A 24,738-nucleotide genomic window follows, 5' to 3' on the forward strand; every position below is an offset into this window, starting at 1 on the left:
GCTCACCTCAACCGCGGGACGGACTGGTGCCCAGGGAGGCGACCGTCTGATAGGTGTTCATGTTGCGAGCGATCTGGATCACCTTGCGTGCGTATTGCGGATCGGTGGCGTAGCCCGCCTGTTGCAGCCCCTGCATGAAGCGCTCGGAGTTGCCGTTGGTGGACAGCGCCTTGTCGTAGCGATCGTTGCTCTGCAGGAAGTTCACGTAGTCGTGGAAGCTGTCGGCGAAGGAATCGTAGGTGCGGAACTTGGCGGTCTCGGTCACCGCCTTGCCGTTGACGAACTCCTGGGTCACCGCCGGGGCGCTGCCGCCGTCCCAGCCGTGGGACTTGATGCCGAACAGGTTGTTGCTGTTGCTGCCATCGGCCTGCTTGACCATGTGCTTGCCCCAGCCGGTTTCCAGCGCCGCCTGGGCGACCAGGTACTTGGGGTCCACGCCCAGTCGCTTCGCCGCGGCTTCGGCCATAGGCATCATGGTGTCGACGAATTCCTGACGGGTGCGGAAACGGGTCTTGCCGGTAGCGGCGGCACTGTCCACGCTGGCGACGGCCTCGGTCGCGGCGGCCGGCTTGCTGCCGGGTTGCGTGGCCTGCTGGCGCCAGGCGCTCTGGGCGGCCGCGACGTCCTGGAAGCTCTGCTTGAGGGTGGCGCCCAGCTCGGCCGCGCCGGAAATATTGGCGGCGGTACGCTCGGCAAGCCGCCCGGGCAGCGCCAGCCGACGCGAGTTCAGCGCGCTGGAATCGTCACGCCCGGACGCTACCGCATTGGTCGGCTTGAGGCCCTGGCTCGCGACGTCGTTGAGCTTGGCGTTGCGGCCAGCGGCCAGCTGGCCTTCGGTGGGCGCAGCCTGGCCAACCTGGGCAAAGGGATTGGGGCGCGCCGACGGCTGGGCGGTCTTGCTCAGCTGACGCTCGAGCACGTTGGCCAGGCCGATACCACCGCCATCCCGGGACAGGGAAACGGCCAGCTGCTGGTCGTACATGTCCTGGTACTGCTTGGTGGTCTCGCTGGAAAAGGGGCTGTCCTTGTCCGCCAGCGCCTGGTTGGCGCTACGCATGGACTTGAGCATCTGGCTCAGGAACAGCGACTCGAATTCGCCGGCGACCTTCTTGACGTTTTCCGAGCTGTCGCGATCCTTACCCTTCATCTGGGCCAACCGATTCAGGTCGGTGAAGGCCCCCGAATCCTTGACGTTGCCGTAGTTGCCACCCAGACGAGATTCCATCGCCCGTTCTCCTTAGATAACGATCAGATCGGCCTGCAAGGCGCCGGCCTGTTTCAACGCTTCGAGAATGGCGACCAGGTCGCTGGGCGCCGCGCCCACCTGATTCACCGCTCTCACGATCTCGTCCAACGTGGTGCCCGGACCGAACTTGAACATCGGCTTGGCCTCCTGCTTGGCCTTGACGGTCGACTGGGGGGTCACCACCGTCTGCCCACCCGACAAGGGATTGGGCTGGCTCACCTGGGGGTCCTCGCTGATGGTCACGGTCAGGCTGCCCTGGGTCACCGCCGCCGGCGAGACCTTGACGTTCTGGCCGATGACGATGGTCCCGGTGCGAGAGTTGACGATGACCTTGGCCACCGCCTGCCCCGGATCCACTTCCATGTTCTCCAGGATCGAGATGTAGTCGACGCGCTGGCTGGGATCCACCGGTGCCGTGACACGAATTGATCCGGCATCAACAGCCGATGCAACACCCGCGCCAAGTGTCTCGTTGATCTTGTCGACGATGCGCTTGGCGGTGGTGAAGTCGCTGCGATTGAGGTCCAGCGTGATGCTGTTGCCCTGGTCGAAGCCGCTCGGCACCGGCCGCTCGACGGTGGCGCCATTGGGAATGCGTCCAGACGACGGAACGTTGACGGTGATCTTCGAGCCGTCGCGGCCTTCGGCGTCAAAACCACCCACCACCAGGTTGCCCTGGGCGATGGCGTAGATCTGCCCATCGATCCCCTTGAGCGGCGAGAGCAGCAGACTGCCGCCTCTCAGGCTCTTGGAGTTGCCGATGGAGGACACCGTGATGTCGATGGTCTGGCCGGGCTTGGCGAAGGCCGGCAGATCGGCATGAATGGAGACCGCCGCGACGTTCTTCAGCTGCGCCGTGGTACCCGGCGGCACCTTGATGCCGAACTGCGCCAGCATGTTGTTGAAGGTCTGCACGGTGAACGGCGTCTGGGTGGTCTGGTCGCCGGTACCGGGCAGCCCCACCACCAGGCCGTAACCGATCAGCTGGTTGGTCCGCACGCCCTGGATGCTGGCGATGTCTTTCAGACGATCCGCCTGGGCCAGGGGCATGACCAGGGCCAGGGCGGCGGCGGCGATGAGGGTCTTGAACATGGCGCTCATCCTCAGAAGGGCATCAAGGGGCTGCCGAAGAACTGGCTCAGCCAGCCCGGCTGACTGGCATCGGCGAAGGCACCGGTGCCCGAATAGGTGATCCGCGCATCGGCCACGCGGGTGGACGACACGGTGTTGTCGGTGGCGATGTCGTCGGCGCGGACCATGCCCTGGATGCGCATGAGCTCGTTGCCGGTGTTGAGCGTCAGCCACTTCTCGCCGCGGACCACCAGGATGCCGTTGGGCAGCACCTCGGCGATGGTCACGGTCAGCGAGCCGGACAGGCTGTTGCCCTGGGCCGCCGTGGACTTGCCGGTGTTGGAGCGGTTGCCGGAGAAGCCGGCGTCCAGGCTCAGGTCGCCATCGGCCAGGGGATTGGGGATCTTCGGCTTGGCGCCGAACAGCGAGGTCAGCCCAAGGGTCGCCTTGCTGTTCTTGGCGACGTCGGAACTGGCGTTCTTGCTGGCCTGGGTCTTCTCCTGCAGGGTGACGGTGATGATGTCGCCCACGCGGAAGGCCTTGCGGTCGGTATAGAGATTCTGCTCGAACCCCGACTGGAAGATGGCGCCGTTGTTCTGCGCGGCCGGCACCGGGGTGCGCGGCAGCACCGGGGCGTAGTAGGGATCGTCCGGCTTGGCGGCCGGGGCTACGCATCCTGCGAGTACGAGCGCTCCCAGGAGCGGGGCGACGACGAACAGAGGTTTCATGGAGCGCTTCCTCACAGGGACTAGAGCTGTTGACTGACGAAGCCGAGCATGTCGTCGGCCGCTTTGATGACCTTGGAATTCATCTCGTAGGCGCGCTGGGTGGTGATCATGTTCACCAGCTCCTCGACGGTGCTCACGTTGGAGTTTTCCAGGGTGCTCTGAAGTACGGTGCCGAGGCCGTTGAGGCCCGGAGTGCCAACCTGGGGCGCACCGCTGGAAGCGGTCTCGCTGAACAGGTTCTGGCCCACGGCCTGGAGACCGCCCGGGTTGACGAACTGGGCGATCTGCAGATTACCGATGACCTGGGGCGCGGCCTGCCCGGCGGTGGTGACCGATACGGTACCGTCTTCGCCGACGGTGAAGGTCTTGGTATCGGCCGGCAGCACGATCGCGGGCTGCAGCGCGAAGCCGTTGGCGGTGACCAGCTGGCCATCGGCATTCAGGTGGAAGGTGCCGTCACGGGTGTAGTTGATGGTCCCGTCGGGCATGGTCACCTGGAAGAAACCGTCGCCGTTGATGGCCATGTCCAGGGGCTGGTCGGTGGTCTGCAGCGAACCCTCGGTGAAGTTCTTCTGGGTGCCGACGATGCGCACACCGGTACCCAGTTGCAGGCCGGAGGGCAGTTGGTTGTCCTGGGTGGACTGGGCACCCGGCTGGCGACGGATCTGGTACAGCAGGTCCTGGAATTCGGCGCGGTCGCGCTTGAAGCCCGTAGTGGACACGTTGGCCAGGTTGTTGGAGATGGTGGTGAGGTTCATGTCCTGGGCGGACAGACCGGTCTTGGCGACCCACAGTGACGACATCATGATGGTATTCCTCGAAGTGCCGGTTTTACGTCGGCGCTAGCCTTGATCAGGAGAATTGCAAAACCTTTGCCAGCGCCGCGTCGTTGTCTTCGGCGCTGCGCATCATCTTCACCTGCAGCTCGAACTGGCGGGACAGCGACAGGATCGAGGTCATCTCCTCCGCCGCATTGACATTGCTCGACTCGACGAAGCCGGACACCAGGGACACGTTGGCGTCCATGGGCGGCGCTGCCTGGCCCTGCTTCATGTGCAGCAGGCCGTCGAGCCCCTTTTCCATCTGCTTGGTGTCGGGATTGACCAGCTTGATGCGGTCGACCTGGGCCAGGGCGTTGGCCGCCTGACCGGAGCCGCGTACGGTGATGCTGCCGTCCTGACCGATTTCAACCTTGGAAGCGGGCGGCACGGCGATGGGTCCGCCATTGCCGAGCACCGGCAAGCCGCTGCCGGTCCGCAGCATGCCGAGGGGATCGATCTGCAGGCTGGAGGTGCGTACATAGGCCTCCTTGCCGGAGGGATCCTGGACCGCGACGAAGCCCGGGCCCTGGATGGCCACGTCCAGGTCACGCCCGGTTTCCTGCAGCGCACCGGGGGTGAAGTCCGTCGCCGGCCGCTCGCTCATGGAATAGACGCGCGACGGCATGGTCTCGCCGAACACCTGCATCGAGCGCGCCTGCTCGAGATCCTTGCGGAATCCCGAGGTCGAGACGTTGGCCAGGTTGTTGGCATGGGCGCGCTGGGCCATCTCGTTCTGGCTGGCGCCGGTCATGGCGACGTACAGCAGCTTGTCCATCTGATCCTCCGACGGCGGCAGATTGCCGCCAAGCTTGCGTTCGGAGGTTCTTTAGCAAGGCCCGTTCCAGAAAACGAAAAATCAACTGAATCAAGGGCTTGAAAATAGAAAAGCCTCCCGAGGGAGGCTTTTCCTGACACCTGACCGGCAAGCCGTCAGAGAAACGACATCAACGCAGGTTGATGATGGTCTGGGTGATGGCGTTCTCGGTCTCGATGGTCTTGGCGTTCGCCTGGTAGTTGCGCTGCGCCACGATCATGTCGACCAACTCGGTGGAGATGTCCACGTTGGACGCCTCCAGCGCACCGGATTGCAGGGCACCCAGGGTGCCGGAGCGCGGCGTGCCGACCACCGGCTGACCCGACTCCGAAGACTCGGTCCAGGAGGTCTTGCCCATGGGGGTCAGGCCCTGAACGTTGGCGAAGTTCGCCAGCACGACTTGGCCCTGCACCTTGGACTGACCGTTGGTGTAGCGTGCGAAGATCTGGCCGGTATCGTCGATCTCCAGGCCGGACAACTGGCCGGTGGTGTAGCCGTCCTGGTTGACGCTGGTCACGGCAAAGGCGCTGCTGTACTGGGTCGAGCCCCGCATGTCCAGGGTGATGCCGGCCGGGTTGGCCACCGCACCGTTGGAGGCCCAGGTCGCCGGGGTACCGCCGTTTGAAATGGCCGGGACCCAGTTGTCCAGCTTGAGCACGCCCTCGAAGGCATTGGTGCTGGCGTTGTTGACCTGCTTGAGATCGGTCGAGGCCACCTTGCTGCCGTCGAGCGCACCGCTGCTGGTGAACGGCAGGGTCACGCTGTAGGGCGTGGCGACTTTGGTGGTCGGATCCTCTGCAGTTGGATCGCCGGGGTTGCGCCCATCGATCAGCACGTTCATGGTCCAGGTATTATTCGCGCCTTTGACGAAATACTGCGACAGGACGTGGGCGTTGCCCTGGCTGTCATAGATGTTCACCGAGGTCGAGGAGTTGTAACTGGTCGGATCGGACGGGTTGAATGGCGTCGTGGTCGGCGTCGTCTGGGTCGAGTTCAGGTTGACCGTCTGCTTGATTGAGCTGGACGCCTTGGGCGCCTGGCTGGCGGTCTCGATGCGCAGGTCGCTGCGCACGCCCGGCTGCAGCAGACCTTGGTCGTTGGTGGTATAGCCCTGCAGCTTGTAGCCGTTGTTGTCGACGATGAAGCCTTCCTTGTCGGTCCCGAAGTAACCGGCACGGGTGTACTGCACAGCGCCATTGTTGCTGGTGACAAAGAAGCCGTTGCCGTTGATGCCCATGTCCAGCGCGTTCTGCGTGGAATCGATGGTGCCTTGGTTGAACAGCTGGCCGACGTTGCCGAGCAGCACGCCGCTACCCTGGGCATTCTTGCCGGTGCCCAGGACCGAGGCGGCATAGAGGTCCTGGAACTCCGCCCGCGACTGCTTGAAGCCGACGGTGCTGGCGTTGGCGATGTTGTTGCCGGTGATGTTGAGGTCACTGGACGCGGCCTTGATGCCGCTCAAACCGATATTGAAAGACATGCTGGATTCCTCTCGTGTGCCGCGCCTTACTGGCCGACCGCCTGGACTTTGGAGATGCCGATGCTGCCGACGCCGGCAAGGTTGAGTGTCATTTCGCCGCCGTTCTGCCCCAGCGTCACACTGTCGACGTTGGCTGGCAGACTGGTCTTCATGGCCGTGGTGGTGTCGTTCACGTTTGCCTGGGCCTCGAAGCGGTAGGTGCCGGCATCCAGCTTCTTGCCACTGGCGTCGGTGCCATCCCAGGTGAAATTCACCAGACCACTGGATTGCTGCCCCAGGTTCAGACGATTCACCTGACTGCCCGCGTCATTGTAGACGTTGACCCAGACGTTCGGACTGGACGCGGTCAGATTGAGCGCAGCCTTGAAGTCCGCGCTGGTATCCACCTTGACCTTGTCGGTATCGACGATCACCTTGCGGCCCACCAGGGTGGACGCTTGCAGCGCCTGGGAAGACTGACTGCCGGAGAGGATCGAGCTGACGCTGGTATTGAGGTTGGTGATGCCCTCGACGGTACTGAACTGCGCCAGCTGTGCGATGAATTCGCCATTACCCTGCGGCTCCAGCGGATTCTGGTTGTTCATCTGGGCGACCATCAGCTTGAGGAACTCGTCCTTGCCGAGCTTGCCGCCTTTCTTGCCGTCGCTGCTCGCGGTCTCGGAGGTAGCGTCTGTCTTGTTTACGGAGTATTTGTCGAGCACCGATTGAGCGGTTGAATTGGTCGTGCTTATGGCCATGGCGCCGGTTCCTTACTGACCGAGGGTCAGTACCTTCTGCATCATCTGTTTGGCGGTATTCATCATTTCCGCATTGGTCTGGAAGGCACGACTGGCCGAAATCATGTCGGCCATCTCCTCCACCACGTTCACATTGGGGTAGTAGACGTAGCCCTCCTTGTCCGCCATGGGATGGTTGGGCTCATAGCGCTTCTGCACCTCGCTCTGATCCTCGACGATGCCCTTGACCTCTACCCCGACCCCGGCCTGGCCCTGGTCGTCGAACAGCGAGGCGCCGCCCTGGGCGTCACTGAGCTGGGCGGCGAACACCGGATGCCGCGCCTTGTAGGTCTGGTCGACGCTGGAAGACACGGAATCGGCGTTGGCCATGTTGCTGGCCACGGTGTTGAGGCGGACGTTCTGGGCGCTCATCCCGCTACCGGCGATGTTGAACAGCGAACTCAGGGACATGGCTACTCTCCGCGCAGGGCCGACATCAGCCCCTTGAACTTGCTATTGAGCAGGGTGAAGCTGGCCTGGAAATTCATGGCGTTCTCGGCGTAGTTGGCCTGCTCGACCTGCGCATCCACAGTGTTCTGATCCACCGAGGGCTGAGTGGGGATGCGATACTTCAACGCCGAATCGCCCATGTCCATGTCGAAACCCTCAGCGGCGATGTGGCGGCTGTTGGTGGTTTCCAGCTGATAGTGGCCGGCAGCGCCCGGAGCGCCCTTGGCCGCCTGCTCTGCCATCACGGCGCTGAAATCCAGATCCCGTGCCTTGTAGCCAGGGGTGTCGGCATTGGCGATGTTATTGCCCAATACCTCGGCGCGCTGCGAACGGAAGTTCAGCGCCTGCTCGTGCAACCCGAGTGCCTTTTCAAAACTGATGCTCATGTCGAGAGACCTTTGACGTGGCTTGCAAGCGATTTAGCAAGGCCCGTGCCAGTCTCCAGCATCCATCTAAATCAAGGGGTTAGCGCAAGGTGGCAGTCAGAACGACGGCAAGCGGCAAGGTTTTTCCGCCGTCTTTGCCGGCCCTGAGATCGAGTGCGGCAAAACTTTGGCGCAAAAGAAAGGGCAGACCTGGGTCTGCCCTTGGGGTGTTCAGCGACCGGCCTATTTAGCCTTGTAGATGATGCCCGGATTGCACTGCACCATCTGGTAGAGATCCGGCAGGCCGTTGAGGGCCTCGGAAGCGCCCAGAAACAGATAGCCGCCCGGCTTGAGGGTGCCGTGGATGCGCGTGAGGATGTCCTTCTTCACCTCGGCGGAGAAGTAGATCAGTACGTTGCGGCAGAACACCATGTCGAACTTGCCGAGGCTGGCATAGCTGTCCAGCAGATTCAGCGCGCGGAATTCGATACGGCTGCGAATCGCCGGCTTGACCGCCCAGCGCCCCGGCTGCTGCACGTCGAAGTAGCGCTGCAGGCGCTCCGGTGACAGCCCCCGACCGATCGCCAGCGAATCGTACTCGCCGGACTTGGCCGCGGTGAGAATGGCACCGGACAGATCGGTCGCCACGATTTGCATGCCGCCACGCCCCTGCCCTGCCGCGCTGCGCTCGAATTCGTCCATGGTCATGGACAGCGAATAGGGTTCTTGACCCGACGAGCAGGCCGCCGACCAGACCCGCAGGCGCTGGCCGAAGGTGTTCTTGGTCAACTCCGGCAAGAGGCGGTTCTTTAGTACCTCGAAGGGATAGGTGTCGCGAAACCAAAGGGTTTCGTTGGTCGTCATCGCATCGATGACCTTTTCCCGCAACCCGCCACGGGGCTGCATCTGGATGCGTTGCACCAACTCCGACAACGTCTTGATCCCCTCGGTCTCCATCAGCTTGTTGAGCCGACTGGAGACGAGGTACTGCTTGTTGTCACCGAGCAGGATCCCGCTGGATTTCTCGAGGAAATCACGAAAAAGCACAAAATCCGCGTTGACTGCTGACACTGCCGCTCCGCCTTCTGGATACCGGGATAGAGACGCCTTCACCTAGTGACCGTCGACCGCATTGATGCGCTCGGCTACCCGGGAGGCAAGATCATCGGGGCGGAACTTGGCCAGGAAGTCGTCCGCGCCGACCTTCTTGACCATCGCCTGGTTGAAGACGCCGGACAAGGAGGTATGCAGCAGTATATGCACTTTCTGCATCCGCGAATCATGACGGATTTCCGCCGTCAGGGTGTAGCCATCCATTTCCGGCATCTCGATGTCGGAAATGATCATCAGCAATTCCTCTTCCGGACGCTTGCCTTCAGCCACCATCGCCTGGAGGAAATTCAAGGCCTGGCGACCGTCGTTGAGGGAGATGACCTCTACGCCGACGGTTTCCAGGCAACGAGTCACCTGCTTGCGCGCCACCGAGGAGTCGTCGACGATCAGCACGCGCTTGGTGACGGCCTTGGCCTGTACCACCTCGCTGATCACGCCGGCCGATACGGTCTCGACCGACGGTGCGACTTCGGAAAGGATCTTTTCCACGTCGATGATCTCGACGAGCTGGTTGTCGACCCGGGTGACGGCGGTCAGGTAGTGATCACGACCGGTGCCCTTGGGCGGCGGATTGATGCCTTCCCAGTTCATGTTGACGATTCGCTCCACCGAGCGCACCAGGAAGCCCTGCACCTTGGTGTTGTACTCGGTGATGATCACGAAGCAATTATTGATATCCGGCAATCCGCGGCGACCGGTAGCCATGGCCAGGTCGATGATGGGAAAGGTGCCGCCACGGATGCTGGCCACGCCCCGTACCACCGGACTCGATTTCGGCATCACGGTGAGTTTGGGGCACTGCAGCACCTCCTTCACCTTGAACACATTGATGCCGTAGAGCTGCGAGCCGTCCAGGCGGAACAGCAGCAGTTCCAGACGGTTCTGTCCCACCAGTTGGGTACGTTGGTTGACTGCGTCCAATACACCAGCCATTTGGCGACTCCTCTCGTTGCCACGGACCGGTTGCAAAACTCGGCACAGGGCTTGCTTAGATGTGACTCATGAAGATCGAAGCGACGTGTTTCCGACCTATGAAGACCTCTTGCCGCTGGGCTGCGAATCTCGTGTTGATCCTGACATGCCTGGGCGGAAAGGCCTATGCAGAAGACGACTACACCTCATCTGACGAACTTATCGGCGCTGTCGAAAGTTTTCTTGAGGAGCGCGTGCAGGAATATTTGCTGGAGACCCATTCCAACGCTCGCCATGAAACCCAGATCAACGCCCTGGATTCCCGGTTGCGTCTGGCCGCCTGCGACATACCCCTGACGCTGTCGCAGCAGGGCAACCCGACCCCGGTGGGCCGGATCAACGTCAAGGTGCGCTGCGAAGGCGGCAGTCCCTGGACGGTGTTCGTGCCCGCGCAGGTCAAACTGTATCGCCCGGTCGTGGTCACGCTGCAGCCGCTGTTGCGCGGCGCGGTGCTGGACGACCAGAACGTGGCCCTGGTGGAGCGCGATGTCGGTACCCTGACCCAGGGTTACCTGACCAGCCTGGAGCAGGTGATAGGTACCCAGCTGAAGCGCCAGGTGGTCAGCGAGCAGGTACTGGCGCCCTCCTTCATCGAGCAGGCCGAACTCATCCGCAAGGGCGAGCAAGTGGTGATCAATGCCCGCAGCGCCTCCTTCAGTATCCGCATGCAGGGCGAAGCTCTCAGCGCCGGCGCCAAGGACGAAGAGATCCGCGTACGCAACCTGAGCTCCAACCGGGTGATCCGCGGTCGGGTCGTCGATCAGGGGCAGGTGGAGGTGGCGCTTTAGCGAAGAAGTCAAAAGGAGTACCTTGGGCGTCTGCTTCCTGAACCTCTGCGCGTCGTCCTGTCGAAGGATGTGACAGGGCGCACAGGTCTACGGCTAAAGTTTCGGCATGGCACGCCGATAAGCCGGACATGCGAACGAGACGACACGAGGATCTTCACTCATGGCTCTAGATATCAATCGCCTGAATTCGTCCTCTACTGCGGGCATAGGCAACACCAAGGCGACGTCCACCAAGGACGTGTCCACGGCTCAGACCAGCGACGTCAAGGCTACCAAGAGTACCGCCTCCGGCGAGTCGGTCAGCTTGAGCGCCGAAGCCAAGCAACTGAGCTCCCTGACGGCAGGGCTCAAGGATCTGCCGGTGGTCGACAGCGAAAAGGTCAGCCGCCTGAAACAGGCCATCGCCGATGGCTCCTACAAGGTCGACAGCCAGAAGGTGGCCGACAAGCTGATGGCGTTCGAGTCCTGACGCCCAATTCGGCATTGCCTTTCTGACGATCGCCACTAACGTTCGAACGGAAACCGCGCCATGCCCAATGCCAACTTGCTCGAGATCACCCGCCACGACATCGACCTGAGCGAGCAACTGCTGGCCCTGATCGAGCAGGAATTCCAGGCCTTGAGCGAGCGCCAGCTCGATCGTCTGGAGGCCCTGCTGGGTACCAAGCAGATCCTGCTCAAGCAGCTCGACCAGCACGCCCAACAGCGCACCTTGCTGTTGCAGACCTATGGCCTGCGAGCGGATCTGCAAGGTTTGCGGGCCTATGCCGCTCAGCAGCCCGACGGGGAAGAGTTGCTGGCGCGCTCCAGTCAGCTCGCGCAGCTCATGGAGCAGTGCAAGGCTCACAACGTCCGTAATGGCCAGATCATCCAGGCCAACCGCTTCGTGGTCGGCAAACTGCTGAATGTACTGCAGGGCACCTCGGCACCCACATTGTACAACCGTCGCGGCAACCAGACCGGTGGCGGCTATCAGCGTCCGCTGAGTTCGGCTTGACCACGGACATGCTCATGCCAACGTTTTTCGCTGCACAGGTGGCGTTTAGCCAGTATTCTTGCTGACCGCTGTCTATAGGAGTTTCCAGGTGCAAGGCTCTTCCGCTAGCGACAATGCCGCTCAGCCACCCCAGGTCTATCGCTCCAAGGGCGAGATCCTGGCCTGCCTGCGGCCGGCGCAACGGCAGCATATTCCACTGCGGATCACCTTCAATCGCCATGGGCAGCAATTCCAGAGCTTCGTCGTCGAGATCGACGAGGCCAAGGGGCTGATCGCACTGGACGAATTCATTCCACGCGAAGCCGAACGCCTGCTCGAACAGGGCCAGCCGTTCCGGGTGGACAGCTTTAACGAAGGCATCAAGGTCACCTGGCAGATCGATCATCCGGTCGAGTTCGGCGAGCTCGATGGCAATCGCTGCTACTGGATCGGCCTGCCTACCGAACTTACCTATCACCAGCGGCGCAATGCCTATCGGGTCAAGCTGCTGCTGGCCCAGCCAGCCACGGCGGAGCTGAGCCAGGGCAACAGCCCAATCCAGTTGCGAGGCCAACTGATCGACCTGTCGGCCACGGGCTGCAAGCTGCGTTTCCCTGGCAACGTCACTCATCTGCTGCAACCGGGGCAGCAGGTACAGAGCTTTAGCGCCGAGTTGCCCATCGGGACCATCAACACCCCGGTGACCATTCGCCACGTGGCCTGTCCGGAGCGTATGGAATACAGCGACGTCGGGGTCTGCTTCAACAGCCTGACCGGCGCTTCCCAACGTCAGATCGAACGCTTCATCTACCAGTTGCAGCGAGAAAGCCGTCGGTTCGAGTGACCGACTGGGCGCCCATGGTGGCCGGACGCCCACCTCCACCTCTCAGGTCGCCTTGGATTCAGGCGGGTTCTGCAGGAACTCGATCTCTTCCTGCAGGGGTGTCCCCTCATCGTCAGGCTCCTCCTCGACGACCGCCTCCGTGTGCATCTGGTCATGCACGACCTGGCTGTCGACGCGTGGATCCAGGGCCGCTGCCAGCGGCGAGCTGGTCGACCCTTCGGGCATCTGCACGTGGCTCAACGGCGCCTCGTCGACCAGGTGCTTGCCCGTGACCGCGTCCGGGCGGATGCGCCAGATCAGGATCGCACCGCAGAGCACGACGAAGGCATAGAGCATGTTGGGTCCGACCAGATTCATCAGCGCACCCACCACCAGCGGACCGATACAGGCACCGATGCCAAAGGTCACCAGCAGCATGGCGCTCAGGGATACCCGCCGCTCCCCTTCGATATGGTCATTGGACAGCGCCACCGCCAGGGGATAGAGCACGAATTGCAGCAGGCTGGCGATGAGGCCGAGCGGCAGCAGCACCACCGGCGGCACATGGGGCAGCACGGCCAGTGGCAGGGCAGCCAGGGTCAGGGCGATGGCGACCACCCGGATCAGCCAGCTGCGATCATGCCGATCCGACAGCCAGCCGATCGGCCATTGGGCGATCAGTCCGGCGAAGATGCAGCAGGCCATGAACAGGCCGATACGCTCGGTGGGCAGGCCCTGGGCGCTGGCATAGAGAGGTGCCAGGCCGTAGAAGGAGCCAATCACCAGACCTGCGACCAGGGTCGTCGTCAACGACTGCGGAATCCGCTGGATGAAGAACCTGGGCTCCAGCGGCGCCGGCTTGAGCGGTGCCGGGTGGATCTTGCCGGTGACCGCTACCGGCACCAGGCACAGGGCATAGCAGATGGCGACCAGCATCAGCTTGTCGACGCCGAGATCAGGCGAGAGCACCAGGACCACCTGCCCCAGCGCCAGGCCAAGGTAGGAGGCAGTCATGTAGCCGGAAAAGACCTTGCCGCGCTCGCCAGGGGCGGCCTGTTCGTTGAGCCAGCTCTCCAGCACCATGTACTGGCACATCATGCCCATGCCGATCAGTACCCTGAGTGCCAGCCACATCGGCAACCAGGGCAGCAGGCCGATCCCCAGCACCGCGGCGCCGACCACGCCAGCGCAGGTCACATAGGCACGGATATGACCGACCTTGGCGATCAGTCGATGCCCCAACTTGCCGCCTATCACCAGTCCCGCGTAATAGGCAGCGGTCAGGGCGCCGACCCAGAGTCCCTGCACCTGATCGGCGGCCAGTCGCAGACCGAGATAGGTACTCAGCAGACCGGTCCCGATCAACATCAACAGCGTCGCGAAATAGAGCCCGCGAAACGCCGACAGCACACGCACCATTGCCTACTCCATCGTCTCTTGCACACCCGGCAAGCGCGACGGAATCAGCTTCGTCGTTGCGCCGCCAGCTGGGCGTCCTCGCCCAGGCGTGGGTTGTAGTGGCCTGCACAGGCCTTCATCAGTACCTGCAGCACCGACAGATTACCTCTGACGCTGCTGATCTTGGTGGGTACCTCGCCCTTCGGATAGCGCCGCACGGTGGGGAGTTCCACGCAGCGATAGCCCAATTTCGGTACCCGGTAGGAAAGATAGGCCAGCAACTCGTAGGTGGTGAACTCGTCGCGGAACGGCGCCACGCGCGGATCCAGCAGCATGGCCCGGCTGTAGGCGCGGAAACCCTGGGTGGTGTCGGTCCAGTGGAAACCCGAGGCCAGGCTCAGCATGGGCGCATGGATGAAGCGAATGGCGAAGTCGCGGGACTTGGGAGTGTTCTCCGCCACGCCGCCGGCCAGAAAGCGCGAGGCCTGGACGAAGTCGTAGCCCTGCTCGATGGCTTCGATGAAGCGTGGGATGGCGTCCGGATCGTCCTTGTCGTTGCCGTCGATGGTCACGATACCGGTGTAACCCTCGTCGAGCACGAAGGCATAGGCGCAGCGCAACTGGGCGCTGAGCTTGCCCGGTGCGGTCTTGACCAGCAGCCCACGGACGCCCAGCTCCTGCAGCCGCTGCGGCTCCAGCGAACCGTCGGTGCTGCCACCGTCGACGATGATGACATCGGCGATGTCGGCGATCCTGGCCGCCGCCATGCGCCGCAAGAGGTTGAGAATCCGCTCGCCTTCGTTGATGACCGGGATCACCACGCAGTGCGGACGGCTGCGACCGTTCCAGAAGGTCGTCGAATAGCTGGGCACCTGCCAGAGGGCGCGCTCGGTGGCGGGAATTGCAGTAGTCATAGGTCCTCCAGGTTCAACCGACACGGGCCGTGATGAGGGCGACGCCGGCGATGATCAGGACGATGCCTGCCGCCGTGGTCCAGGGAAAGGCTTCGCGAAAGATCACCACCGACAACAGGGCGACGCTGGCGATGGCCCCGGCCGTCAGCACCGGATGCGCCACGTTCAGCGGTAGCTTGGCGAGGGCGGCGGCGTACAGCAGAAAGGCCAGGCCATACATGAACAGCCCCAGCCAGAACGGCCAGTTGGCCAGTGCAGCCAGGGGATCGCTCAGGCTGGGAAAACGCCGCGGCGGCAGCATGGCCAGCTTCACCAGCACGCTCGCCGAGGCGTTGGAGGCGATGCCCAGGATCAGGATCAGCCACTTCATGCGGCAGCCTCCGGCAGGTCTCGATAGGCCTTGACCGCGACCTGGACGCCACGCTCCAGCGCGGCCAGGTTGGAGCCCTGCTTGGCCGGCAGCATCTCGATGCTGACCACCTGCTCCGGCAGCCGCCGGGTCAGGGCGAAGGCGATGCCCTCGTGATTGGTACCGCCCTCCCCCAGGGTCACCAGATCCGGTTCGCTGGCATGGACGTGGCCGATCAGCTCGGCATGCTCTTCGAGGACGCGGGCGGCGTCTTCCTCGTTGATGGTCAGGGCGCCGGTATCGAGTTGCATGAGGATCGCCGGATGCTCCACGGCCCGCACCACGGCGGCGGTGGAATCGCTGTCGATCATGAAGTTGGCGCCATAGCGTGGCGGATTCGGCTCCAGGCAGATCTGTACCCGGTGCGCCGCGGCCACATCACCCAGGCGGCGGAAGAAATCCCGTGCCTGCGCCAGGGCCTGGTCGTCACTCAGCCCCGAGCGATCGCGATTGCGCGGCGAGCCGAACACCAGGCGCGTGGCGCCCAGCCCCTCGGCGACCCGGCAGACGCCCTCCAGCTGCGCCAGCAGCGCACGCTGCACGTCGTCGGTGCCGAAGACGTTGAGGCCCGTGGTGCCGAACAGCAGCGCCTGCATGCCGGTGATCTCGATGCCGCGGGCCTGCCACTGCTGACGCACGACCTGGATTTCCTGGGCGGTGGCCGCCTTGGGATCGGCGAAATACTTGCCGGGTGCAATGTCGATGGCATCGACCCGGTATTGCTGCAGGATCTCGGCGACCATGGCGTCATCGGTCGGATCCCAGGCGATATTGGAGATGGCGATGCGCATCACTGACCCTCCGCCTTGATGACCGGGGGTTCCGACTGCGCATAGGCGCGCACGGCCAGCAGGGTATCGCGGGCGCTGTACTGGTAGCCGTCACGCCCGCCGAAGACCTCGGCATGCACGCTGCGGAAATCGTAGCGCGCCGGCGTACCCTCCAGGGTGTTGCCGAAGTCGCGTCCGAAGCCCTGGCTGGCGATGTCCGCCACGCTGATAGGCTCGGCGGTCAGGTGCACCAGGTCGAGCCCGGCAGCCTGGGCGGTCTGGATGTCATAGCCGAGGTTGACCATCGGATAGAACTGGAAGACACCGCGACTTTCCACCGCGTGCAGATTGTTGTCGTTGAGCAGGTCGTAGATCACGTTCTTGCGCAGCCCAGGCCCCACCAGGCCCGGCAGGCGGACGATCAGGGCGTTGGCGAAATGCTCACGGACGAACTGCTCCAGCCGATAGCGATTGGCGCCATAGGCGTGCAGCCCCTCCTCGTCCACCGCGGTGGTCTCGTCCACCCCGAGCGGCTGCTTGAAGACATCCACCGTGCTGATCAGCACGAAGGAATCGCAATGGATCCGCGACAGATGACCGATCAGGCCATCGATCTTCTCGCGATCGGCGGCGGGATCGCGATTGGCGATCCATTTCTGCGCCGGAGCTCCGGCGCAGATGACCTGGCCATAGGGCTGATCGCCGATCTGGTCGATATTGGTGGAGCGAAACAGCGCGCCGAAGGCCTTCTGCTTGAGCAGCGTCGACCCCACGAAGCCGCTGTACCCTATCAATGCGTCGGTCTTCATGTTGCTCACCCCTTGGTCTTGAATCTCAGGCAATAGTCCGGTTGGCACTCCTCGACGGGATAACGCTCGTCTAGGTAGGCCTTGAGTCGTGGAAACTTGTCGTGCATGGAAATGTTGTTCAGGTTGAATGACCAGAAGGTCGTCGAATACACCACCGCCGGCGGATCGGCATGTTGCAGATCGCTGAGCAGATCGGCCTCGTAGGGCGGCGTGGCATAGACCGGATAGATGTACTTGGTACAGGCCGGCAGATCGGTCACCCCGTTGATGACCCCGTTGTTGGCCAGGTCGAATACACAGTGGGCGCCGCTGTCCAGCAGGCGCTGCGCCGCCCATTGCACTCCAGGTGTCGCCAAGGCGGCGTCATCCGGCAAGGCGGTCAGCGCCGGCACCCAGGCGAGCCCCTGGGCCCACACCCGCTCCACCGGCGACTTGTAGAGGTTGAAGGCGGCGAGCAGCACCAGCAGCCCCGCCAGGGCCGGCACTAGCAGGCGCCGGCTGAAGGCCAGCAGCGCACCCACAAGCAGCACCGCGAAGAACGGCGAGGGATTAAGTCCGACAAGCCCCATCAGCACGGCGGCGGCAATGGCCGCGGCCGCCGCGCGCGGATGCGCCGAGAGGTCCCAGCCGCCGTTGCGGGCCAGCCGCTGCCGGCGGGCGGCATAGAGCAGGCTCAGCAGGGGTACCCAGAAGCCCATCTGGATATGCTGGAAGTCCGCACGATTGACCCCGATCTTGAAGAAGATCGCGAGCAGCACGGCCAGGGCGCTGATCAGCGGCAGATCCTCGCTCCAGCGCCACGGCCAGGGCAGGCAGCGGATCAGGGCGAAACCCGCCAGCGCCGTCGGCACTGCCAGCAGCAGGCTCAGCGCCAGTGGCCGGGCGCTCAGGCCATAGCCCCACTGGGAAGAGGTTTCCATGAGGAAGGTCAAGTTCTTGACGTAATCGGTCAGGGCGAAGAAATCGGTACCAAAGCCAAGCCAGCCGACCGTTGCCATGAAGCTCAGCAGCGCCAGGAAATGGCGCCGATGCAGGAGCAGCGTGAGCAGTACGGCCGAGCCGATGGCCAGCACCCCGGCGATCCCGCGGTCATAGGACCAGAACAGATTGAAGCCGGCCGCCAGGCCAAGCAGCACCTCGCAAACCAATCGCCGCGGCGTGGTCTCCACCTTGCGATGCAGACAGAAGAGGAACAGCGACAGCAGCAGGAAGAGATCGCGATAGCCCACCACCTGGGTCGCCACGGCGCCCACGGCGACCAACAGGATCAGGCGCGCACGGCCCTTGGGCACGGGGCACAGCAACACCGCCGTTCCCCATAGCAGCAAGGCCGCGCCGGTGTTGCACAGTCCATAGAGGATCTGGGTCACCAGGAAGGTGTGCTGGGCACCGAACCAAGTCTCCGCCAGCCACACCGGGATGAAATCCAGCCCGCCATGGATGGTGAAGGCATGGGCGCCCGGCTGACTGTGCAGCAGTGTCGGCAGCGTGGCGAAGTATTCCCCCTGGTGGAAGGGGTCGAGGATGACGCCCTTGCCGAACAGAAAGAAATTGATGATGGAAAAGACCAGAACGCTGATGAAGCCGGCGACGCCGGACACCCCCCTGGGTGTCGCTTCAGTGGAAGGGTTCGGCATCGAGGCGCTCCAGGGCATCGAAAATGTTGTCGATCTTGCCACCCAGCATCGAATAGCAGCCGGGCAACTGGGGATGTTGTTCGAAGAGGATGGGACGGCCGTCGTCGCCTTCGTTCTTCATCAGAATGGTCTTCACCTCGAACAGCGAATCCCGGTACTCCACCCGTGCCGCAGCCGACATGTAGCGAGCCACGTCGCGTACCATCCAGTCCGCTCGCGAGGCACGGTCGTAGTCGTCGAGCAATGCATAGGGATCAGTGCCATTGGCGTCTTCCCAGTTCAGGTGCGGGGTATAACGCACATGGGACAGGGTGTGCAGGCCACGCGCCGGGAACGGCATCATGGAAAAGAACGGACCGTCCATGACCGTCACGCCGAGGTTGCGCAGCTCCGGAGGCATCTCCACCAGGGCCATCTCGGTGATCTCGTGGCGCAACCGGGTAGCGGTGCCGGGGAAATCGCCGCCGTACTGGTTGAGGCCGCTGTAGGTACAGTTGAAGAGATAGCGGCAGTGCAGCTCCTCCTGCCGCCCGGCTTCACCCACGACCTCAATCCCCAGCCCGCCCGTTTCACCGCGGATCGCCGTCACGCGACTCTTGAGGCGCACCTCGACGCCGACCGCATCGAGCTCACGACTCACTTCGGCGGCGAGTACGGCGGAGTTGAAGGCATACTCCTCGGTGAGATACACCGCCTCGATCAGTCGATCGTCGAACAATCGACTTAATTCTTCGGACGCCGGCTGTAGGGAAGCTTCGATCCCCTGACAGAAACGTTCGAACTGTTTGGCCGTCACCTTGGAATTGTTACGGGCGATGGCATACAACTTGGTGAAGTCCCGCACCACCACATCGGGATAGTCACGCAGAAAGCGCGGCAAGTTGACCCGACTGCGAAAAGCCGTGACGAAACTGCGCGGGTAGTGATAACCGTTATGAACACGTGCCTGATTGTGATAAGAGGCACGCTTCAACAGCCCATCTTCCCGCTCGATCAGGGTGACTTTCGCGAAGCCCCTCACGCGCATGAGATACAGGGCCGTCATGGCCCCGTAAAATCCGCCACCTATGACGATCGCATCTCTCATGATCGTCAGGCCATGCCAGATTGAGTGGCCGGTCTTGCGGCATTGCCGCCCTGCACTACTTCGACATTGAGCTTGTCACGGCGCGTCATGACTGCACTCGTGAATTCCTGGGCAACATGATAGAGCGGCCCCTCGTTGACTCTGTGGGTCAACTGCAAGACATATTCGCCCAGGACGAGCAGGACCAGCGAAATGAGAAAGAACATGCCGGACTGCTGTAATGAAATCGTCACCCAACCCGGTGCGACGTCATCCTTGAACAAGCCGATGGCAATGACGTAGATGGAATAGAGCAAGTTGGACAGGGCACCCACGATGGACAGGAAACTGACCATGCGCATGGGCTTGCGGGTGGAGGACACCAGCAGCCGGGCACCGCGATCGAAGCTGCCGGACAGCCGCTTGGGCTTGGTACTGCGCGGCGGCATGCTGTACTCGAGATTGGTACGCGAGAAGCCCGCCGTCGCTGGCAGGTGCCGGTAGGTCAAGGCCGGCGCGGGATGGCGCAGGATGTAATTGATGACCTTCTTGCTGAGCATCCGGTACTGGGGCGCATCCTTGGCCAGATCGACCCCGTTGAATTGCTTGTAGAGGCTGTTGAAGCCTCTGGAGCAAAGACTGTAGGACAGGGTCTGCCGAACTTTCTGCTGATTGTTGGCGAACACCACGTCGATGCCACCGGCCGCCTGTTGCAACATGTCAGGCAAGAAGGCGATGTCATCGGTTTCCGGATCTATGACGACCGCGAAGTCACCCAGTGCATTCTCCAGGCCCACCCAGGCAGCGGTATCAGAGTCCACTTCCTTGGTCAGGGCATATACCTGCAGATTGGGCAGGCCGGTGATACTGGTGAGTTGTTTGAGTCGAGCTACGCTGTCATCAGCGGATGCGTTATCGACAATGATAAGTTCGTAGTCACTTACCAAGGGACCGATGACAGTTGCTGCGCGCTCGAGGACGCTCTGCAACTCGGTAGCCTGATTACGAACGACGAACACGACTGAAAGTAGGACGGGATAAAAGGCCATGACGCGAACCTCCAGAGGCGCTCCAGATACAAGCAATGCAGACGGTTAGCCAACGGAGAGTACAGATAAATTCGGCAGGTTTTCGTCTGCTGCTCTATGCTGTGATCACAGCCACAAATCGCTACTGGAAGAGCCTGGAAGTCGGACAAAGTCGCCGTTTTTGCCCTATCCTCCAAACTGCTGTAACGGTTCGGCAAGGGCACTTGAAGGCGTCGGACCGCAAGGAGAGGTACTGGAAAGGAATCTGGTGTCCCAGAGTGGGGTCGAACCACCAACCTTCCCCTTAGGAGGGGGATGCTCTATCCAATTGAGCTACTGGGACAGGAAAGGGCACTCATGGTAACGAGCAGCGGAAGGTTTGTCATGTTTCGGTTTGGCAGCGCCGCAATGCGCGAGGACTGCCAAAGACAGGAAGTTCTTCGGCAGCTTTGCAATTTGTCGTGTACGTCGGTAAATTGACGTCAATAAAAAAGATACCTAGGGACAGGCGGTTACAGAGTCCAAGGTGCCGTGAGTGCTAGCGGAACGAGACGAGGGCTTACGCCTTCACTGATTTTTGACTCCAGATGAAGTACCTCAATGACCCAGGCCATTAGATCCTACTCAAGCCGTACCGCTGACAAATTCGTCGTGCGTCTGCCCGAGGGCATGCGAGAGCGCATCGCGGATGTGGCCCGCAACCACCATCGCAGCATGAACTCCGAAATCATCGCGCGTCTCGAGCAGAGCTTGCAGCAAGAGGGCGCCCTTGGCGACGAACCCGGGCTTCGCCTGGACAGTCCGGAGATCACCGCCAGCGAGCGGGAGCTGCTGCAGCGCTTTCGACAACTGTCGGGTCGCCAGCAGAATGCGCTGATCTCGCTGATCGCCCACGACATCGACGCCGCCTCCTGACAGCGCCCGGGCTGCCCTGACCCTGGGTAGCCCGTTGCACCCTACCCTGCCTACATCAGGAACAGGGTGGCGAGCCCCAAGAAGATGAAGAAGCCGCCGCTGTCGGTCACCGCGGTGATCAGCACGCTCGACCCCATGGCCGGGTCGCGACCGAAGCGCTGCAGGGTCATGGGAATCAGCACCCCCATGAAGGCAGCCAGCAGCAGATTGAGGGTCATGGCGCCCATCATCACCAGGCCCAGTGACCAGCTGGTGTAGAGATAGAAGGCCACCAACCCTATCACCCCACCCCAGATGACGCCATTGCACAGGGCGACGCCCATCTCCTTGCGCAGCAGACGCGCGGTGCTGGTGACGCTGATCTGTCCGAGCGCCATGGCGCGGACGATCATGGTGATGGCCTGGTTACCCGAGTTGCCGCCGATACCCGCCACGATGGGCATGAGCGCCGCCAAGGCCACCAGCTTCTCGATCGAACCCTCGAAGAGACCGATGACCCGCGAGGCGATGAAGGCCGTGATGAGGTTGGTGGCCAGCCAGGTCCAGCGGTTGCCCACCGATTTCCACACCGAGGCGAAGACGTCTTCGTCTTCGCGCAGACCAGCCATGTTGAGGACTTCGCTTTCGCTTTCCTCGCGGATCAGGTCGACCATCTCGTCGATGGTGAGACGACCGATCAGCTTGCCGTTCTTGTCCACCACTGGCGCTGAAACCAGGTCGTAGCGCTCGAACGCCTGGGCGGCGTCATAGGCGTCGCCGTCCGGATGGAAGGCCACCGCCTCCTTGGCCATGACCTCGACCACCAGCTTTTCCGGATCGTTGACCAGCAGGCGCTTGATCGGCAGGACCCCCTTGAGGATGCTGTCGTTATCGACGACGAACAGCTTGTCGGTATGGTCGGGCAGCTCTTTCAGCCGCCGCAGGTAGCGTAGTACCACTTCCAGGGCGACGTCGTCACGGATGGTCACCATCTCGAAGTCCATCAGCGCGCCGACCTGATCCTCTTCGTAGGACAGCGCGGAGCGCACCCGCTCGCGTTGCTGGGCGTCGAGGGCTTCCATGAGCTCGTGAACGACATCGCGTGGCAGGTCAGGCGCGAGGTCGGCGAGTTCGTCGGCGTCGAGCTGGCCGGCCACCGCGAGGATTTCCTGGTCGTCCATGTCGGCGATCAGGGTCTCGCGGACCGCGTCCGAGACCTCGAGCAGGATCTCGCCATCGCGCTCGGTCTTGACCAGACCCCAGACGGTCAGGCGGTCTTCCCGCGGCAGGGCTTCGAGAATGAAGGCGACATCGGCCGGATGCAGCTCGTCCAGGCGGGCACGCAGCTCTTCGAGGCCTTCTTCGGGAATATCGGCGGGGGATACGGGGGCGCGATCGTGGTCTTCACGCGCCTCGACAGCGAGGTCGTACCGCTCCAGCAACTCCACGACCTGGGCGAGCCGCTCCTGCAGCGTCTCGTGGGGCTTTCTGATTTCTGCTTCGTTCACTACGGTCATAGCGCACTCCGGCCCGCCGGCGGAGCGCACCGACGAACCCTAACTCAACAACGGGACGAAAAAGGCGATTGAGTATTGACTGGGTAAGTCCATAAGGGGGGATAACCACTGCCCCGGCGGGGCTGACGGCGGGGATGATACACCGGACCGCTTGCAGGTGCGAAGGCAAAAGGGTTTCAAAACAGCTATTTGCAAGGCTTCCGCGAGGCCACGAAGGCGCGCTTCCGGCCCTCGCCGAACGTCCCTGGCTTCGCTAAGCTTGGGCCCCTACGTCAAGGAGGACGTCCCATGAAGAAGCTGCTCGTGCTCGGCCTGTTGCTGGGCTGCGCCTCTGCCCAATCGGCCACGGTCTATCGCTGCGAAGGTGCCGACGGCCACCTCACCTTTTCCGCCAGCGGTTGCGCCTCGGACAGCGACAGCCGTCTGCAGCGCGCGGACAATCCCCGGCCGGGCGGTGCCAGGCCCACGCTGATGGCGAAACCGAAAGCCGCACCCCGTAAGCAGGTCCCGCGCGCGCCGACGGTGGTGGCAGCCAAGACGGACGGCTGTGGCGACTTGCTCAGCGCCAGCCGATCATTCGCGGACAGGTCAAGGCCGGCATGAGCCGGGCGGACGTCGAGAACGCCCTGGGGCAACCGCGGCGGATCTCCCAGCTGGATACCCTGACTCGCTATCACTACGAGGCGCGCAATCGGAAGGAACGCTCGCGCCTGGTGACCTTCGACGAGCACGGTTGCGTGCGTCGACGCTGACGCCCGCAACCAACGGCTGCTCCGTCAGAGCACGGCGCGGGGGTAGGAGCCGAGGACCTTCAGCGCCACGGCGCCAGTGGACAGGCGCTCCAGGACATCGCGGATCAGCGGATCGGCCTGGTGGCCGAGGAAGTCGATGAAGAAGACGTAGGTCCACTTGCCGCTGCGCGAAGGCCGCGTCTCGATCCGGCTGAGGTCGATGTTGTTGGTGTGGAACGGCAGCAACAGCTCGTGCAGGGCACCCGGCTTGTTCTGCATGGAGACGATGATGGAGGTCTTGTCATCGCCACTGGGCGGCACGTCCTGGTTGCCGATGATGAGGAAGCGCGTGGAGTTGTCCGGACGATCCTCGATCTTCTGCTGTACCGGGGTCAGGCCATAGAGCGAGGCCGCCATGTCGCCGGCGATGGCCGCGCTGTTCCACTCCCCCTTCACCCGCCGCGCCGCCTCGGCGTTGCTGGCCACCGCCACCCGCTCGACGCTCGGGTAGTAGGAGTCCAGCCACTTGCGGCACTGGGCCAGCGACTGGGCATGGGAATAGATGCGGGTGATGCTGTCGGCCTTGGTGTTCTCGCCGATCAGCAGGTGGTGGTGGATGCGCAGCTCCACCTCGCCGCAGATCGACAGGTTGTGCTCGAGGAAGCTGTCCAGGGTGTGGTTGACCGCCCCTTCGGTGGAATTCTCCACCGGCACCACGCCGAAGTTGGAGGCGCCGGCGGCGACCTCGCGGAACACCTCGTCGATGGCCGCCATGGGGCGGGTCACCACGGCCTTGCCGAAGTGCTTGAGCGCCGCGGCCTGGGAGAAGGTGCCTTCCGGGCCGAGGTAGGCCACGTGCAGGGGCTCTTCCAGGGCCAGGCAGCAGGACATGATCTCGCGGAACAGCCGCGCCATGTCCTCGTCACGGACCGGACCGCCGTTGCGCTCCATCACCCGCTTGAGCACCTGGGCCTCGCGCTCGGGTCGGTAGAACACGGGCTTTTCGCCCTCCGCCAGCGTTCCCATCTTGACCCGTGCCACGTCCTGGGCGCAGCGGGCACGTTCGCTGATCAGCTCCTGGATGCGTTCGTCCAGACTGTCGATACGCAGGCGCAGGGCCTTGAGCTCGTGTTCCGACATGA

Annotated in this window: 28 protein-coding genes and 1 tRNA gene; 7 read left to right on the forward strand and 22 right to left on the reverse strand. The window is 62.9% G+C overall.

Going from position 1 to position 24,738, the window contains the following annotated elements; all coding sequences use genetic code 11:
* Nucleotides 1–7 precede the first annotated feature (7 nt).
* From flgJ to RCF34_RS05095, 11 genes are all read right to left on the reverse strand, one after another.
* Nucleotides 8–1,225 (reverse strand): flagellar assembly peptidoglycan hydrolase FlgJ, encoded by a 1,218-nt coding sequence (gene flgJ, locus RCF34_RS05045; RefSeq protein ID WP_308707171.1) that lies wholly within the window; start codon nucleotides 1,223–1,225, stop codon nucleotides 8–10.
* Between the two features lie 12 nt (nucleotides 1,226–1,237).
* Entirely contained in the window at nucleotides 1,238–2,338 is a 1,101-nt protein-coding gene (locus RCF34_RS05050) for a flagellar basal body P-ring protein FlgI (RefSeq protein WP_007160438.1), read from the reverse strand.
* Between the two features lie 11 nt (nucleotides 2,339–2,349).
* Nucleotides 2,350–3,045, reverse strand: coding sequence for a flagellar basal body L-ring protein FlgH (flgH, locus tag RCF34_RS05055; protein WP_308707172.1), 696 nt, complete (start codon nucleotides 3,043–3,045; stop codon nucleotides 2,350–2,352).
* Nucleotides 3,046–3,065: 20 nt separating this feature from the next.
* Complete coding sequence (flgG, locus tag RCF34_RS05060; protein ID WP_027598031.1) at nucleotides 3,066–3,851, reverse strand: flagellar basal-body rod protein FlgG; 786 nt, start codon at nucleotides 3,849–3,851, stop codon at nucleotides 3,066–3,068.
* A gap of 46 nt (nucleotides 3,852–3,897) precedes the next feature.
* Nucleotides 3,898–4,641, reverse strand: coding sequence for a flagellar basal body rod protein FlgF (locus tag RCF34_RS05065; protein ID WP_007160441.1), 744 nt, complete (start codon nucleotides 4,639–4,641; stop codon nucleotides 3,898–3,900).
* A 169-nt stretch (nucleotides 4,642–4,810) separates the two neighbouring features.
* Complete coding sequence (gene flgE / locus RCF34_RS05070) at nucleotides 4,811–6,160, reverse strand: flagellar hook protein FlgE (RefSeq protein WP_308707173.1); 1,350 nt, start codon at nucleotides 6,158–6,160, stop codon at nucleotides 4,811–4,813.
* A 26-nt stretch (nucleotides 6,161–6,186) separates the two neighbouring features.
* Nucleotides 6,187–6,897: a flagellar hook assembly protein FlgD gene (locus tag RCF34_RS05075; protein WP_308707174.1), complete on the reverse strand. Its 711-nt coding sequence runs from the start codon at nucleotides 6,895–6,897 to the stop codon at nucleotides 6,187–6,189.
* A 12-nt stretch (nucleotides 6,898–6,909) separates the two neighbouring features.
* Nucleotides 6,910–7,347 (reverse strand): flagellar basal body rod protein FlgC, encoded by a 438-nt coding sequence (gene flgC / locus RCF34_RS05080; protein ID WP_308707175.1) that lies wholly within the window; start codon nucleotides 7,345–7,347, stop codon nucleotides 6,910–6,912.
* 2 nt (nucleotides 7,348–7,349) lie between these two features.
* Nucleotides 7,350–7,772 carry a flagellar basal body rod protein FlgB gene (gene flgB, locus RCF34_RS05085; protein ID WP_308707176.1) on the reverse strand — a complete coding sequence of 141 codons (423 nt, stop codon included), beginning with the start codon at nucleotides 7,770–7,772 and terminating at the stop codon, nucleotides 7,350–7,352.
* Nucleotides 7,773–7,994: 222 nt separating this feature from the next.
* A complete protein-coding gene (gene cheR, locus RCF34_RS05090) occupies nucleotides 7,995–8,822 on the reverse strand; it encodes a protein-glutamate O-methyltransferase CheR (protein WP_027601640.1) in 828 nt (275 codons plus the stop codon).
* Between the two features lie 42 nt (nucleotides 8,823–8,864).
* Entirely contained in the window at nucleotides 8,865–9,797 is a 933-nt protein-coding gene (locus RCF34_RS05095) for a chemotaxis protein CheV (protein ID WP_231354741.1), read from the reverse strand.
* A gap of 98 nt (nucleotides 9,798–9,895) precedes the next feature.
* On the opposite strand from RCF34_RS05095, the gene flgA reads away from it, so the two are divergent.
* The 4 genes from flgA (at nucleotide 9,896) to RCF34_RS05115 (ending at nucleotide 12,444) form a co-directional block, all read left to right on the forward strand.
* Nucleotides 9,896–10,624, forward strand: coding sequence for a flagellar basal body P-ring formation chaperone FlgA (gene flgA, locus RCF34_RS05100; RefSeq protein WP_374941142.1), 729 nt, complete (start codon nucleotides 9,896–9,898; stop codon nucleotides 10,622–10,624).
* A 160-nt stretch (nucleotides 10,625–10,784) separates the two neighbouring features.
* The gene (gene flgM, locus RCF34_RS05105) at nucleotides 10,785–11,093 is read left to right on the forward strand and encodes a flagellar biosynthesis anti-sigma factor FlgM (protein ID WP_308707178.1); all 309 of its coding nucleotides are present in this window, start codon (nucleotides 10,785–10,787) and stop codon (nucleotides 11,091–11,093) included.
* A 60-nt stretch (nucleotides 11,094–11,153) separates the two neighbouring features.
* Entirely contained in the window at nucleotides 11,154–11,621 is a 468-nt protein-coding gene (locus RCF34_RS05110) for a flagellar export chaperone FlgN (RefSeq protein ID WP_308707179.1), read from the forward strand.
* 88 nt (nucleotides 11,622–11,709) lie between these two features.
* A complete protein-coding gene (locus RCF34_RS05115; protein WP_308707180.1) occupies nucleotides 11,710–12,444 on the forward strand; it encodes a flagellar regulator YcgR PilZN domain-containing protein in 735 nt (244 codons plus the stop codon).
* Between the two features lie 42 nt (nucleotides 12,445–12,486).
* On the opposite strand, the gene RCF34_RS05120 is transcribed toward RCF34_RS05115, so the two are convergent.
* From RCF34_RS05120 to RCF34_RS05160, 9 genes are all read right to left on the reverse strand, one after another.
* Nucleotides 12,487–13,842, reverse strand: a complete 1,356-nt coding sequence (locus tag RCF34_RS05120; RefSeq protein ID WP_308707181.1) for an MFS transporter — start codon at nucleotides 13,840–13,842, stop codon at nucleotides 12,487–12,489.
* A gap of 44 nt (nucleotides 13,843–13,886) precedes the next feature.
* Nucleotides 13,887–14,735 carry a glycosyltransferase family 2 protein gene (locus RCF34_RS05125; RefSeq protein ID WP_308707182.1) on the reverse strand — a complete coding sequence of 283 codons (849 nt, stop codon included), beginning with the start codon at nucleotides 14,733–14,735 and terminating at the stop codon, nucleotides 13,887–13,889.
* A 13-nt stretch (nucleotides 14,736–14,748) separates the two neighbouring features.
* Nucleotides 14,749–15,105 carry an SMR family transporter gene (locus RCF34_RS05130; RefSeq protein WP_158892960.1) on the reverse strand — a complete coding sequence of 119 codons (357 nt, stop codon included), beginning with the start codon at nucleotides 15,103–15,105 and terminating at the stop codon, nucleotides 14,749–14,751.
* Nucleotides 15,102–15,935: a sugar phosphate isomerase/epimerase family protein gene (locus tag RCF34_RS05135; RefSeq protein WP_308707183.1), complete on the reverse strand. Its 834-nt coding sequence runs from the start codon at nucleotides 15,933–15,935 to the stop codon at nucleotides 15,102–15,104. Before RCF34_RS05135 ends, RCF34_RS05130 begins: the two co-directional genes overlap by 4 nt.
* Nucleotides 15,935–16,723: a pyridine nucleotide transhydrogenase gene (locus tag RCF34_RS05140; protein ID WP_308707184.1), complete on the reverse strand. Its 789-nt coding sequence runs from the start codon at nucleotides 16,721–16,723 to the stop codon at nucleotides 15,935–15,937. Before RCF34_RS05140 ends, RCF34_RS05135 begins: the two co-directional genes overlap by 1 nt.
* 5 nt (nucleotides 16,724–16,728) lie before the next feature.
* Nucleotides 16,729–18,360, reverse strand: a complete 1,632-nt coding sequence (locus RCF34_RS05145) for a hypothetical protein (RefSeq protein WP_308707185.1) — start codon at nucleotides 18,358–18,360, stop codon at nucleotides 16,729–16,731.
* Nucleotides 18,341–19,405, reverse strand: coding sequence for an FAD-dependent oxidoreductase (locus RCF34_RS05150; RefSeq protein WP_374941143.1), 1,065 nt, complete (start codon nucleotides 19,403–19,405; stop codon nucleotides 18,341–18,343). The genes RCF34_RS05145 and RCF34_RS05150 overlap by 20 nt, the downstream gene beginning before the upstream one ends.
* Before the next feature lie 47 nt (nucleotides 19,406–19,452).
* Nucleotides 19,453–20,475: a glycosyltransferase gene (locus RCF34_RS05155; protein WP_308707187.1), complete on the reverse strand. Its 1,023-nt coding sequence runs from the start codon at nucleotides 20,473–20,475 to the stop codon at nucleotides 19,453–19,455.
* Nucleotides 20,476–20,720: 245 nt separating this feature from the next.
* Nucleotides 20,721–20,797, reverse strand: a tRNA-Arg gene (locus tag RCF34_RS05160).
* Between the two features lie 257 nt (nucleotides 20,798–21,054).
* Here RCF34_RS05160 and RCF34_RS05165 point away from each other — a divergent pair.
* The gene (locus RCF34_RS05165; protein WP_007160462.1) at nucleotides 21,055–21,369 is read left to right on the forward strand and encodes an Arc family DNA-binding protein; all 315 of its coding nucleotides are present in this window, start codon (nucleotides 21,055–21,057) and stop codon (nucleotides 21,367–21,369) included.
* Between the two features lie 50 nt (nucleotides 21,370–21,419).
* On the opposite strand, the gene mgtE is transcribed toward RCF34_RS05165, so the two are convergent.
* The gene (gene mgtE, locus RCF34_RS05170; protein WP_374941144.1) at nucleotides 21,420–22,865 is read right to left on the reverse strand and encodes a magnesium transporter; all 1,446 of its coding nucleotides are present in this window, start codon (nucleotides 22,863–22,865) and stop codon (nucleotides 21,420–21,422) included.
* A gap of 288 nt (nucleotides 22,866–23,153) precedes the next feature.
* On the opposite strand from mgtE, the gene RCF34_RS05175 reads away from it, so the two are divergent.
* Nucleotides 23,154–23,468, forward strand: coding sequence for a DUF4124 domain-containing protein (locus RCF34_RS05175; protein WP_308707188.1), 315 nt, complete (start codon nucleotides 23,154–23,156; stop codon nucleotides 23,466–23,468).
* Nucleotides 23,465–23,617 (forward strand): hypothetical protein, encoded by a 153-nt coding sequence (locus RCF34_RS05180; RefSeq protein ID WP_308707189.1) that lies wholly within the window; start codon nucleotides 23,465–23,467, stop codon nucleotides 23,615–23,617. Before RCF34_RS05175 ends, RCF34_RS05180 begins: the two co-directional genes overlap by 4 nt.
* Nucleotides 23,618–23,641: 24 nt before the next feature.
* On the opposite strand, the gene pheA is transcribed toward RCF34_RS05180, so the two are convergent.
* A complete protein-coding gene (gene pheA / locus RCF34_RS05185) occupies nucleotides 23,642–24,736 on the reverse strand; it encodes a prephenate dehydratase (RefSeq protein WP_017641992.1) in 1,095 nt (364 codons plus the stop codon).
* Nucleotides 24,737–24,738 lie beyond the last annotated feature (2 nt).

Source organism: Pseudomonas sp. 102515, assembly GCF_031085165.1.
In the GTDB taxonomy this organism is placed as follows: Bacteria; Pseudomonadota; Gammaproteobacteria; order Pseudomonadales; family Pseudomonadaceae; genus Chryseomonas.